The sequence below is a fragment of the Granulicatella sp. HMSC30F09 genome (assembly GCF_001806915.1).
GTDB lineage: Bacteria > Bacillota > Bacilli > Lactobacillales > Aerococcaceae > Granulicatella > Granulicatella adiacens.
This window is the reverse complement of sequence record NZ_KV786423.1, coordinates 78,017-87,964: the sequence shown is the minus strand read 5'-3', so window position 1 is coordinate 87,964 and position 9,948 is coordinate 78,017. Positions and strand designations below refer to the sequence as shown.

General features: G+C 35.5%; 22 protein-coding genes. 21 read left to right on the top strand and 1 reads right to left on the bottom strand.

Annotation, left to right across the window (positions count from 1 at the left end; translation table 11 throughout):
* Positions 1-5: 5 nt before the first annotated feature.
* The gene (locus HMPREF3103_RS04775) at positions 6-722 is read right to left on the bottom strand and encodes an XRE family transcriptional regulator (protein ID WP_083278737.1); all 717 of its coding nucleotides are present in this window, start codon (positions 720-722) and stop codon (positions 6-8) included.
* A gap of 534 nt (positions 723-1,256) precedes the next feature.
* Here HMPREF3103_RS04775 and HMPREF3103_RS04770 point away from each other — a divergent pair.
* From HMPREF3103_RS04770 to ssb, 21 genes are all read left to right on the top strand, one after another.
* Positions 1,257-1,451, top strand: coding sequence for a helix-turn-helix transcriptional regulator (locus HMPREF3103_RS04770; protein ID WP_070437714.1), 195 nt, complete (start codon positions 1,257-1,259; stop codon positions 1,449-1,451).
* Between the two features lie 47 nt (positions 1,452-1,498).
* On the top strand, positions 1,499-1,690 hold the full coding sequence (locus HMPREF3103_RS04765; protein ID WP_070437711.1) for a hypothetical protein: 192 nt from the start codon (positions 1,499-1,501) through the stop codon (positions 1,688-1,690).
* Positions 1,691-1,695: 5 nt separating this feature from the next.
* Complete coding sequence (locus tag HMPREF3103_RS04760; protein ID WP_148128807.1) at positions 1,696-1,878, top strand: helix-turn-helix domain-containing protein; 183 nt, start codon at positions 1,696-1,698, stop codon at positions 1,876-1,878.
* 491 nt (positions 1,879-2,369) lie between these two features.
* Positions 2,370-2,675 carry a hypothetical protein gene (locus HMPREF3103_RS04755; protein ID WP_070437705.1) on the top strand — a complete coding sequence of 102 codons (306 nt, stop codon included), beginning with the start codon at positions 2,370-2,372 and terminating at the stop codon, positions 2,673-2,675.
* On the top strand, positions 2,672-2,890 hold the full coding sequence (locus HMPREF3103_RS04750; RefSeq protein WP_070437702.1) for a hypothetical protein: 219 nt from the start codon (positions 2,672-2,674) through the stop codon (positions 2,888-2,890). Before HMPREF3103_RS04755 ends, HMPREF3103_RS04750 begins: the two co-directional genes overlap by 4 nt.
* A complete protein-coding gene (locus tag HMPREF3103_RS04745) occupies positions 2,883-3,077 on the top strand; it encodes a hypothetical protein (protein ID WP_070437699.1) in 195 nt (64 codons plus the stop codon). Before HMPREF3103_RS04750 ends, HMPREF3103_RS04745 begins: the two co-directional genes overlap by 8 nt.
* 73 nt (positions 3,078-3,150) lie before the next feature.
* On the top strand, positions 3,151-3,939 hold the full coding sequence (locus HMPREF3103_RS04740) for a conserved phage C-terminal domain-containing protein (protein ID WP_070437696.1): 789 nt from the start codon (positions 3,151-3,153) through the stop codon (positions 3,937-3,939).
* 1 nt (position 3,940) lies between these two features.
* Positions 3,941-5,197 carry a replicative DNA helicase gene (locus HMPREF3103_RS04735; protein WP_070437693.1) on the top strand — a complete coding sequence of 419 codons (1,257 nt, stop codon included), beginning with the start codon at positions 3,941-3,943 and terminating at the stop codon, positions 5,195-5,197.
* Entirely contained in the window at positions 5,194-5,568 is a 375-nt protein-coding gene (locus HMPREF3103_RS04730) for a hypothetical protein (RefSeq protein ID WP_070437690.1), read from the top strand. The genes HMPREF3103_RS04735 and HMPREF3103_RS04730 overlap by 4 nt, the downstream gene beginning before the upstream one ends.
* Positions 5,569-5,597: 29 nt before the next feature.
* Positions 5,598-6,059 (top strand): DUF3310 domain-containing protein, encoded by a 462-nt coding sequence (locus tag HMPREF3103_RS04725; RefSeq protein ID WP_070437687.1) that lies wholly within the window; start codon positions 5,598-5,600, stop codon positions 6,057-6,059.
* 16 nt (positions 6,060-6,075) lie between these two features.
* Positions 6,076-6,426, top strand: a complete 351-nt coding sequence (locus HMPREF3103_RS04720) for a hypothetical protein (RefSeq protein ID WP_070437684.1) — start codon at positions 6,076-6,078, stop codon at positions 6,424-6,426.
* Between the two features lie 8 nt (positions 6,427-6,434).
* The gene (locus HMPREF3103_RS04715; RefSeq protein WP_070437681.1) at positions 6,435-6,653 is read left to right on the top strand and encodes a hypothetical protein; all 219 of its coding nucleotides are present in this window, start codon (positions 6,435-6,437) and stop codon (positions 6,651-6,653) included.
* A gap of 15 nt (positions 6,654-6,668) precedes the next feature.
* A complete protein-coding gene (locus HMPREF3103_RS04710; RefSeq protein WP_070437678.1) occupies positions 6,669-6,884 on the top strand; it encodes a hypothetical protein in 216 nt (71 codons plus the stop codon).
* A 90-nt stretch (positions 6,885-6,974) separates the two neighbouring features.
* Positions 6,975-7,535: a hypothetical protein gene (locus HMPREF3103_RS04705; protein WP_070437675.1), complete on the top strand. Its 561-nt coding sequence runs from the start codon at positions 6,975-6,977 to the stop codon at positions 7,533-7,535.
* Positions 7,536-7,898 carry a hypothetical protein gene (locus HMPREF3103_RS04700; protein ID WP_070437672.1) on the top strand — a complete coding sequence of 121 codons (363 nt, stop codon included), beginning with the start codon at positions 7,536-7,538 and terminating at the stop codon, positions 7,896-7,898. It begins immediately after the preceding gene.
* Positions 7,895-8,113 carry a hypothetical protein gene (locus HMPREF3103_RS04695; RefSeq protein WP_148128806.1) on the top strand — a complete coding sequence of 73 codons (219 nt, stop codon included), beginning with the start codon at positions 7,895-7,897 and terminating at the stop codon, positions 8,111-8,113. The genes HMPREF3103_RS04700 and HMPREF3103_RS04695 overlap by 4 nt, the downstream gene beginning before the upstream one ends.
* Positions 8,114-8,120: 7 nt before the next feature.
* Positions 8,121-8,627 (top strand): hypothetical protein, encoded by a 507-nt coding sequence (locus tag HMPREF3103_RS04690; protein ID WP_070437666.1) that lies wholly within the window; start codon positions 8,121-8,123, stop codon positions 8,625-8,627.
* 156 nt (positions 8,628-8,783) lie between these two features.
* Positions 8,784-8,993 carry a hypothetical protein gene (locus HMPREF3103_RS04685; RefSeq protein WP_070437663.1) on the top strand — a complete coding sequence of 70 codons (210 nt, stop codon included), beginning with the start codon at positions 8,784-8,786 and terminating at the stop codon, positions 8,991-8,993.
* Complete coding sequence (locus HMPREF3103_RS04680) at positions 8,974-9,210, top strand: glutaredoxin family protein (protein WP_083278736.1); 237 nt, start codon at positions 8,974-8,976, stop codon at positions 9,208-9,210. The genes HMPREF3103_RS04685 and HMPREF3103_RS04680 overlap by 20 nt, the downstream gene beginning before the upstream one ends.
* Positions 9,210-9,551 (top strand): hypothetical protein, encoded by a 342-nt coding sequence (locus HMPREF3103_RS04675; protein WP_083278735.1) that lies wholly within the window; start codon positions 9,210-9,212, stop codon positions 9,549-9,551. The genes HMPREF3103_RS04680 and HMPREF3103_RS04675 overlap by 1 nt, the downstream gene beginning before the upstream one ends.
* Positions 9,544-9,948, top strand: coding sequence for a single-stranded DNA-binding protein (gene ssb / locus HMPREF3103_RS04670; protein ID WP_070437657.1), 405 nt, complete (start codon positions 9,544-9,546; stop codon positions 9,946-9,948). Before HMPREF3103_RS04675 ends, ssb begins: the two co-directional genes overlap by 8 nt.

Sequence of the window (9,948 nt, the reverse complement as noted above, 5' to 3'; positions counted from 1 at the left end):
TAATTCTAGATTAATACTTTACCAATAACGGAAACTTTATTGGCATCAACAACCATATCATCATATTTAGAATTCTCGGATTTTAAAATAATGTTCTCACCGTCTCTAAATAAGTATTTACATGTAACCCCTTCATCTTCAATTCGAACGATAGCAATCTCACCATCCTCCACAGTTGGTTGATATCTTAAATATACTTCAGAGCCTTTCTTTATTATAGGTTCCATCGAATCTCCAGTGATTTGAACTAATTCATTAGCACCATTCGGCACTATAGAGGATGGTAATACGCCCATTTCAGCATCTACGTCATCAACGTATATCATAGAGCCTGCTGCAGATTGACGGCCAAAAACAATAGGAATTATATTATCTTCTTTTATTTGTCCATTCTGCTCGTTTAGCTGTTCTTCTGCATAATTGTAGACGTTATTCTGCCTAGAAAGAGTGAGCTGTGCAGTGATATCTGTAATTTGATTGAGTAATGTGTCTTCTTGACCATAATTATCGATAGTATCTGTAGGGAAGAAATCATCTAAAGTAACGTGGAATATATCGCATAATTTAAAAAGTATATCTTGATTAACTTTTCTAGCACCTTTTTCATAACGACCTATAGTTTGTTTAGTCGTGTTTAATCTGTCCGCTAAATCTTGCTGAGTCATCTTATTATCTTTTCTATATTCTTTTATTTTAGCACCTATATAATGTTTTAATTCCATAGATACACACCTCGTTTCTGATTAAATAATAACACAAAGTAACCAAAATAGAAACTTTTTTTATTTTTTAGCAAGAAAACTATTGACAAGTAACCAAAACGGTTATATAATAAGTTTGTAAGGTTGATTAAGACCTTAACTAAGCAGAAAGGAGAGCATGATGAAGGAAGTTAGCGAACTTCTAACAGCACTAGGAACATTCCTAGTAGGACTTGCAAGCTTGATAAAAGTTTGCAAACAAAAAGAACAGCCTAACAATTCTCGAAAAGCACGCAAGCATAAGAGAAATTAAAAGCTGTTCAGCTGTTCTAGCTCGAGGAGCTAAGCTCCTCGGTGCTAGTATATCATGAATGAGGATATTATGCTACATGGTATAAGTGCATTCTTATTTTGCCTACTAGTATTTCTGTGGATTAGTAGGGACGATAAGAAACATTAGAGAGCCTACAACAGGCTCTCTACAAAAAAACAATATTTTTTTATTGATAAAGTAACCGAAATGGTTATAATATATATTAGTGGAGGTGATAAATATTGCAAACAACTTTATACGGATTAAGAAAGGCTAAAGGTTTAACTCAAAAAGAACTAGCTAAAGAATTGGGCATTTCTGAACTGTCTTACCGAAATAAAGAGTTAGGAAAGAATGAATTTACACAAGATGAAATGTTCTTCTTAAGTCGTTATTTCAACGAAAGAATGGACAAAATTTTTTTGCCAAGGAAGTAACCAAAACGGAAACTTTATCAATATGGGATAGGAAAGGAGGAAATAATATGAATATCAAAGCATTATCGGATATCACAAAAATAGTCGTAGAAACAGACGAACAAGACTCTAAAACAATTGCAGTCATCACGGCAGAGGATATTGACAGTGCAGAAGGTTTTAGAGTCAGAATTACCCCTAAATACGATTATTGTTCAGCATCTCGTGGTGGAAGTGGATCGTCATGTAATAGGAAGTGAGAAGAATGCTAAAAAGACTTCGCAAAGAACGTGATTTAACCCACGACCAATTAGCGAAAGAGTTAGGAATAAGTAAATCATATTACGTGAAAATCGAAAATGATTTTATGAAACCTAGTTACAAAGTGTTGAAGAAATTAAAAGATTTCTACGGAGAGGATATTAATTTGAATGAACTTTTTAAATAAAAAAACGCGTCTTATCCGCTATATAAGACACGCTACGGAAATTGTTCTGCTCAAGTTAATAGCGGTAACCAGCAACACTTCGCCAGTATCGTCCCTGACACTGCAGTTACCATAAATAAGAATAAAGACCTATAGAGCTGGGAGCTCTAATACCAATTTTTACGACTCTTGTTTGTCAATGCTGGCAGTCAGACCAGAAAATATATCCCTATTTATTGAGACACAGTACCTTTCAAAAATTCTGATAATAATGTTGTCATCATCATCATCCTTTCTGCCTACTAGGATTTCAAAAGAGGTAGGCAAGGATATTATAACACTAGTTTCATAAATAGGGAATGTTTATTTTTTAAAAAAAGGAGGTGATACGAATGCACCATTACATGACATTTTATGAAGAAAATGGAATCAAGTATGCAGAATCTTGGTTGCAAATTAATTTTCTAAGTTGGTGTTTTTGCTTTTGGAAAATTAAGAAAGGAGTTTAAATCATGGAAAAAGCAACAATTGATTATTACGAGCCAATATTTCTTGAAGTCGTAAAAAGAAATCCAGAGAAATTTGTTGATTTAATAAAGCCATTTATTGATTCAAGAAGTAGACAGAGATGGATAACAACTGAAGAATTGTGTGCTGAAATCGGAACGAGTTCCAGCGCGTGGCTCAAAAGTGATGTGAGAAATCATCCTGTAGTCGTTGCTGCTAGAAGAGTTGATACAAGGCCATATAAATATAAAGCTGATCATATTGAAGCCATACAGAAAGTGTGGGATGAACGGAAGGAAAGAAGAAGATGAGCAGAGTTGAAATATCAAGAGCTAGAAAGCTGAAAAGAAAAGCTTTCTGGAAAGAATTCAATAAGAACTTCATTAAGAAATACTTTAAATTCTTAGGACTTTCAGCATTAGCAACCGTTGGAATAATTGCATTTATGCACTTATGGATTGGAGCAGTTAATCAACACCTGGATAAAGTGGATGCGATTAGGCAAGGTGTGATTTTCGATGATTAGCTTTGAAATGAACATGTTCGAACCAAACGAATACGATGTAATGCTCGGAAACGAATTGAGAGGGGAAATAAGATTCATAGATGGAAAATATCGATTGGTCGTATTTCTTGGAAATTACAAAAGCAGCAGCATTCATTCAAACTTAGAGGATGCATACGATACTGCAAGAGAGCTTTTGAATGTATAAAAAAGACGACTTATAAAAGCCGTCATACAAAAATTAACTAAAGTTATTATAACACGTTGGAAGGGGATATTCAATGAGTCGGTTATTAATTAACGAACCACCTTTACAAGTGCTGCCATCGCTTGCTAAAGAAATCGGCTTAAATGAAGCAATTATGCTCCAACAAATGCATTATTGGTTACTTAAGAGTGCCAATGAATTTACAGGAGTTAAGTGGTTTTACAAGACACTTGAAGAATGGCAAACAGAGTTCCCTTTTTGGTCGGCAATGACTATCAGACGAACTCTAGGCAGTTTAGAAAAACAAAAAATCATTAAAATAGGCAATTTTAATAAAAAGAAATTTGACAAAACGAAATGGTACACAATCGACTATCAACGAGTGAACAGTCGATGTGTTCAAAATGAACAGTCGATGTGTTCAGATTGTACAGATGGATGTGTTCAAAATGAACAGACCAATACCAGAGACTACCAGGAGAGTACTACAGAGAATAATGTCCCCAAGGAGAAACCGCTCAAGGTTGTATGGACTGAGGAGACTAACCATATCATTGATTATCTGAATAAACGAACAGGTAAGAAGTACTCTGTTAAGACTAAGAAGACGGCACAGCTAGTACATAAGTTACTGGATAATGGCTTCACAGTGGAAGACTTTGAGAGAGTGATTGATATCAAGTGTAAGCAATGGCTAAACAATGAAAAGATGAATCAATATCTCAGACCAAGAACGCTATTCAGCGAGAAGTTCGAGGACTATTTAAACGAGGCACCAGCTAGAGTGAATCAGCAAGGAGCTTCTGGGCAATCAGTAGCAGATAAGATGAGAGAGCTATTTGGCTCAGAATGGCAGGCTTGATATGAATCACTATGAACTAGAGAAATCAATCATAGCAGCATTGTTGAATGACTTTGACAAAGCACAATCAACATATCTGCAAGCTGAGTGGTTTACGGATAATAATTTCAAAACGATCTTTGAAATATTGAATAATAACGGAAGCCGTCTAGATGGACTGATGGAGCTTTTCGCTAAAGTGAGAGCTGAATTAAAAGATAAAGCTATCGGATATGAGTATCTGATGGCCTTGCAGCAAGAAAACGCGACTACAAGCGGATTAGACTATCTATCTAACCAGCTACATAAGGAGTACTTAAGGGCTAAGTTAGAGAAGGTAAAAGCAGAACATACAGAATTCCCAACTAAGCAGCTTGAAGCTGAGATGTTAGAACTATTGAACGCAATCTCTAAGCTATCACGCAAGAAAAATGTTGGTGATTTAGCTGAAACATTCGAGCAATTCGAGTATGAGTTAGAGCATGATATCGAAGACGGCATTAAGACTTTCAGCGGATTAGATGCTGCTCTAGGAGGAGGCATCGGACCTGGAATGCTCGTTACAGTTGGAGCTCGTCCATCAGTTGGAAAGAGTGCCTGGACTATCAATCTTATTGATAGAGCGTTAAGACGAAATGAAGGCTTAAGAGTAGACTTATTTAGCTTAGAAATGAGCAAAAAAGAAGTATTCTCCAGATTCGTGGCCAAAATGACGACATTAAACACATACTACTTACGGAAAATGAATAAGATGCTTAAAGATAGCGATAAGGAGCTAGTGAGAGCGACTATCGAATACTTTAAGAAGAAAGACTTGAAAGTATATGACACAGTGTCTGAATTGAACCACATTCTAGGAATTATCAAAGAACGAGCTGCAGGACAAGCACCAGGTAAATACTTGGCTGTCATTGATTATGTAGGATTAATTAAAGTTAACAACAACCGCGACAGAAGGCTGCAGATTGAGCAGATTACACGCGAATTGAAGAATTTGGCCAACGAGCAGCAAGTTCCTATTGTCATCTTGTCGCAGTTATCTCGTGGAGTAGAACAGCGCCAGGATAAATCACCAGTGCTAAGCGACTTGAGAGAATCTGGATCTATTGAACAAGATTCGAATGTAGTCGGATTCTTGAGCAATGAAGAAACAGAAGCCAATCATGAAGGCTATCAACGAGTGAAGTTCTCTATCAAGAAGAATCGTGAAGGTGATTTGATGGATTCTGTCTTTAAATTCTATAAATCACGTATGGACTTTGTGGAGGAATTTAAATGACACTGAATGCGATAGAGTTCGAAAAGATTATGAAGTCTGAAGGATTAAGGACTACAAGAGCTGTAATTGTTATGCTGCAGGAAGCTAAACAATGCCAGAAAAACATTAAAGCAATGAGCCTGTATAAACATCTTCCATATGCAGCAGCATACATCGAGCAGCAGAAGGAACAGAAAGATAAGGCTATCTGTCAAGCGTTGGAAGTGGCTCAATTAGAGAAGCTTTATGGCTTCCGTCTGATTGAAGATAGAAACAGTGTAATAATAGCCACTTACCAAACATCCGAACCACATAGCGACATTATGAAAAAAATCAGAAGCCACATCGAAATAATGGCTGAATTGGAGCAAGCGTATGGTATTTGTAATTAAACATGGCAATTTGAAGGAGCTGGAATTAAGTGAATTTAAAAGAATATATAAAAGAACTAAAAGAAAAATCTGAAAACGAAAGGCTAATAGATGAAGAAATAGCACAAAAAAGACAAAAACAATGGGATAAATCTCGCAGCAACAGCGCTGTTAACCATCCCAGCCATTACAGAGGAGTAAACGGATTAGAAGTGTTTGAAGTGATGGATAATTTTCTGCCGAAATACGAGAATGCGATAGATGGTTATCTAGTCGGAAATATCTTGAAGTACGTGCTGCGTGCGCCTTCTAAGGGCAAGATGAATGAAGATTTAAGAAAAGCTGAAAAGCATTTGAAGATGTTGATTAAGCGAACAAGCGATGAAAGCGAGTCTTATGATAAGGCAATATACGATATACTCGCCGAACTGCCAAAAGGAAGTGCAACAGTGGAAGAAGGACACATTGATAACACGATAGTTATCAGAATTAAAAAAAATATTTTTATGTAAAAGTGGAGGAATAAGGATGAATACAGATATTTTGAGTAAAATAGCAGACTTACTGAAGGTTAGCGTTGAAAAAGTGATTGAATTATATCCACAACTAAGAACAGAGGCTGTATTTTACTCGTTAACACAGAATATTCTTGGTGGTCTATTAGGTTTAGCAACTATAATCATATTTTTTATGTTTATTGATTTTATGAACTATAGCATGGGTTCATCTTGGGATGAAAGTGTAAAAAAAGATGCAGGAAAAAGATTGAAAGTGTTAACTAAGTTTCTGGTTTTTATAGGTGTATTAACATTGATAATTCTTGTAGTATCTCCATTCTTATATCCAGACATTGTATTTTTTCAACAGTTTATTAAGTAGGTGAGAAGATGATTATTTCAGTACATGCGAATGGATTAAATACGAAGTTTCGTGGTGCTCAGTTTTTAACTATAAAAGACGGCAAACAAATATGGTTTAGAGGAAAAGAAAAAACAAACGCAGTCTTTGTAGATTTGAGTAACAAAACTGTAGAAATAGAACTGATTATACATGATGGATTAGGGGTATCGTGCCCATTAGAAGTATATAAACAAGAAATTGAATAAATCGGAGGAATAAGGATGGATGACAAAAAAACAGGACTACTAACATATATGTTTGTAGCAGCATTAAGCTTAAGCATGATCTTAGCAATTATTAAATTAGTTGGAGCACCAATCACATGGTTTGCAGTCATGCTGCCAGCGGCTACTTACTTAGTAATTATATTCTCGTTGATGTTAATTGGTTCAATCGCAGGGATTGTGATGTCAATCCAGAAGAACATGAGAGGTTAAGAAACGATGTAATCAATGAATTGGATGAAGAAAGCAGAGATTAAGTATTACAACAGATGTTCGATTTAGAAAAGCAATAGGAGGATAACAATGAAAAATAAAAAACAAGACGTAAATTCGTTGGAAGATTTATTGAAGGCAGCTGATGAATTTCGAAAATGGGCTGTTGATTTTGGAAATAAATTATCAAAAGTATTGGCTGATATTCAAACTTCTAAGAAAGAGGAAGATACGTGGGAGATGGAAATCCCGTATGAAGATGGGGATGAGTATTATTATATCCAATCGAATGGAGACATTTTCTCAGATGATTGGTATGGCACAGAAGCCGATGATAGATATTTTAGTCAAGGTAACATATTCCCAACTGAACAAGCAGCAGAACTTGAAGTCAAACGCAGAAATCTACTAACACGATTTAGAGCGTTCAGAGATGAGTGTAATGGGTATTGGAAGATAAATTGGAAAGATGCAGAACAAGCAAAATACATTATTAAAAGTAACAATGAAGGAGATTTATATGTTGTAACATATTGGACTGTGAATGAATTTCATTTTTTTGGATACTTTAAAAATTATAAGGACGCTCAATGTGCTATTGAACTTTTCGGTGACGAAATCAAAGAATTGTTTGTGGAAGGTGATGCTTAAATGAAAACAATTAACGAAATACAAGACGATGAATTGTTGTTTAACGAACAAACCCATTCTCAAATAGAGGCATGCGATTTAAAACATGAATGGAATTCGTTAAATGAAGATGAAAGAAGTGGTTGGCGAACGCTAAAAGAAAGAACAATCAAATTATCAGCTGAATCTGTATTGGATTGGATATATGAATATATGGAACAAGACGGATACGAAGATATGTTTGTTCATTTGTGGGACGACACGTCTGAAGAATTTAAACAACGAATGCAAGGGCTACTTGATGAAATTTCTAATTTTCCAAGTGCGAAAGTTTATGACATTGATGAGTCTATCAATCCATTCGTGGATTTGGAGGATGAGTGAGGATGGAAGAAAAAGCAGAACTACTAATATATATATTTGGATTAGCGTTAAGTTTAACTGTGTTATTAGTAATTATTAAATTAGCTGGAGTTCTAATCAATTGGTTTGTAGCCACGCTGCCATTACTGATATACGCAGCAATTATGTCAATTCTAATATTAATTGGTTCAATCGCAGGGATTGTGATGTCAATCCAGGAGAACATGAGAGGATAAAATAACAATGACAAAACTAGACAAACTAAAACAACAAGCAACAGACATGGAAGCGCAGTTAAAAGAAATAAAAGCAGAAATCGAACGATTGCAGAAAGGTTGGGAGATGAAAGTTCCAGACGAGTATATGGACGTCTACATTTATACTTTGTTATCTTCTGGGAAAGTGACAGAAAACTACTGGGCAGGTTCTAAAGACGAACAATATTGTTTTTTTCAGGGAAACATCTTCCTAACTAGGGAAGCAGCCGAACTAGAAGGAAAACGCAGAGATCTACTGACACGATTTAGAGCGTTTCGTGATGAGTGTAATGAAAGTTGGTATCCTAATTGGAAGGATAGCGCAGAAAGTAAATATTTTATCGGTTTTCAAGATGAAGAATTAGGTATAGGAGTAGATTATAGCTGTCAACACTTTTTAAAGTTTGGATATTTTAAAGAATATAGAAATTGTAAAAAAGCATTTGAATTATTCGGTGACAAAATCAAAGAACTTTTTGTGGAGTGTGAGTAAATGATTACAAAATTAAAACATTTTTTATGCGCTGTATTATACCATCATAAATTAAAGCTCGGATTTTATGTAGATTCAGAAGGGGAACTTTGGTTCGTCAGTAGATGTGAGCGGTGTGGAAAGAAAATAACAATGAAATTCAAGGGGGAATAATAGATGGAACTAAGGTTATATTTAGAAAATGGGAAAATACTAATATTTGAAAATGTAACTGATTTAGAACAAGAATCATATGTTACAAGCCTTTGTACCTTTAATTATGTAAGTGTGGAAGATGGCAAAAAGAAAAAAATGATTTTTGACTCAAAAATTTTGTTAGGTTTATCGGTCGACAAGGAGGATTTTGATGTTAACAGTTTATTCTAAACCAAACTGTATCCAGTGTGAGATGACTAAAATTTGGCTAGATCAAAATAAAATTCCATACGTGTCAGTAGATGTATCTGAGCATCCAGAGAAACTAGAAGAAATTAAATTAAACGGATTCCAGCAGCTTCCTGTAGTGGCATTGGATGAGCACTTCGATAATGCCTGGTCTGGATATAATTTAGACAGATTAGAAGAATTGAAGGAGAGCTGCTAATGGAAAGAATGGGCGCACAAGAGAGACTAGTGTTGAGATTGATTCCAGTAAGCGACACGAGAAGAATTAATAGAGTAGACATCTCAAGAATCACTAAACTATCAGAGAGACGAGTTAAGAAGATAATAGACACATTAGTTAATCGTTATGGGATTGTGATAATCGGTGAACGAAACGGAAGAACAGGATACTACATTCCAGAAACAGACGAAGCTAGAAGAGATGGCATTAAGCCTATGAAATCTCAAGCCATCAAAGAATTTAACCGAGTGACTCGAATTCTTAAAGGCGATTTGAAAGCACACGAGAAGTATTTATTGGAGGATAAAGATAATGATTAATCATGTAGTTGTGGTTGGCAGACTTACTAGAAAGCCAGAACTTAAATTTACAGCAAACGGAACTAAATACACGCAGTTCAGCGTTGCAGTGCAGCGCAACTTCAAGAATAATAGCGGAGAATATGAAGCAGACTTTATTAATTGCCTAATGTGGCGCAATGCTGCAGAAAACTTCGTTAAGTTCACAAACAAAGGCTCACTTGTAGGAGTTGAAGGAAGAATTCAAACACGCAGCTATGATAAAGACGGAAGGACAATATATATCACAGAAGTAGTATCGGAAGGCTTCTCATTATTAGAAACTAAGGCAGCAACGGAATCAAGAAACAATCAACCTGTATTCAATAGCAATGAAGCTGAACCAATCGAATTCAGTGAGGATGACTTACCGTTTTAG

Coding starts and splice junctions, on each gene's coding strand:
- HMPREF3103_RS04775 (WP_083278737.1), bottom strand. CDS start 722: ATGGAATTAAAACATTATATAGGTGCTAAAATAAAAGAATATAGAAAA.
- HMPREF3103_RS04765 (WP_070437711.1), top strand. CDS start 1,499: ATGAATATCAAAGCATTATCGGATATCACAAAAATAGTCGTAGAAACA.
- HMPREF3103_RS04760 (WP_148128807.1), top strand. CDS start 1,696: ATGCTAAAAAGACTTCGCAAAGAACGTGATTTAACCCACGACCAATTA.
- HMPREF3103_RS04755 (WP_070437705.1), top strand. CDS start 2,370: ATGGAAAAAGCAACAATTGATTATTACGAGCCAATATTTCTTGAAGTC.
- HMPREF3103_RS04750 (WP_070437702.1), top strand. CDS start 2,672: ATGAGCAGAGTTGAAATATCAAGAGCTAGAAAGCTGAAAAGAAAAGCT.
- HMPREF3103_RS04745 (WP_070437699.1), top strand. CDS start 2,883: ATGATTAGCTTTGAAATGAACATGTTCGAACCAAACGAATACGATGTA.
- HMPREF3103_RS04740 (WP_070437696.1), top strand. CDS start 3,151: ATGAGTCGGTTATTAATTAACGAACCACCTTTACAAGTGCTGCCATCG.
- HMPREF3103_RS04735 (WP_070437693.1), top strand. CDS start 3,941: ATGAATCACTATGAACTAGAGAAATCAATCATAGCAGCATTGTTGAAT.
- HMPREF3103_RS04730 (WP_070437690.1), top strand. CDS start 5,194: ATGACACTGAATGCGATAGAGTTCGAAAAGATTATGAAGTCTGAAGGA.
- HMPREF3103_RS04720 (WP_070437684.1), top strand. CDS start 6,076: ATGAATACAGATATTTTGAGTAAAATAGCAGACTTACTGAAGGTTAGC.
- HMPREF3103_RS04715 (WP_070437681.1), top strand. CDS start 6,435: ATGATTATTTCAGTACATGCGAATGGATTAAATACGAAGTTTCGTGGT.
- HMPREF3103_RS04710 (WP_070437678.1), top strand. CDS start 6,669: ATGGATGACAAAAAAACAGGACTACTAACATATATGTTTGTAGCAGCA.
- HMPREF3103_RS04705 (WP_070437675.1), top strand. CDS start 6,975: ATGAAAAATAAAAAACAAGACGTAAATTCGTTGGAAGATTTATTGAAG.
- HMPREF3103_RS04700 (WP_070437672.1), top strand. CDS start 7,536: ATGAAAACAATTAACGAAATACAAGACGATGAATTGTTGTTTAACGAA.
- HMPREF3103_RS04690 (WP_070437666.1), top strand. CDS start 8,121: ATGACAAAACTAGACAAACTAAAACAACAAGCAACAGACATGGAAGCG.
- HMPREF3103_RS04685 (WP_070437663.1), top strand. CDS start 8,784: ATGGAACTAAGGTTATATTTAGAAAATGGGAAAATACTAATATTTGAA.
- HMPREF3103_RS04680 (WP_083278736.1), top strand. CDS start 8,974: ATGTTAACAGTTTATTCTAAACCAAACTGTATCCAGTGTGAGATGACT.
- HMPREF3103_RS04675 (WP_083278735.1), top strand. CDS start 9,210: ATGGAAAGAATGGGCGCACAAGAGAGACTAGTGTTGAGATTGATTCCA.
- ssb (WP_070437657.1), top strand. CDS start 9,544: ATGATTAATCATGTAGTTGTGGTTGGCAGACTTACTAGAAAGCCAGAA.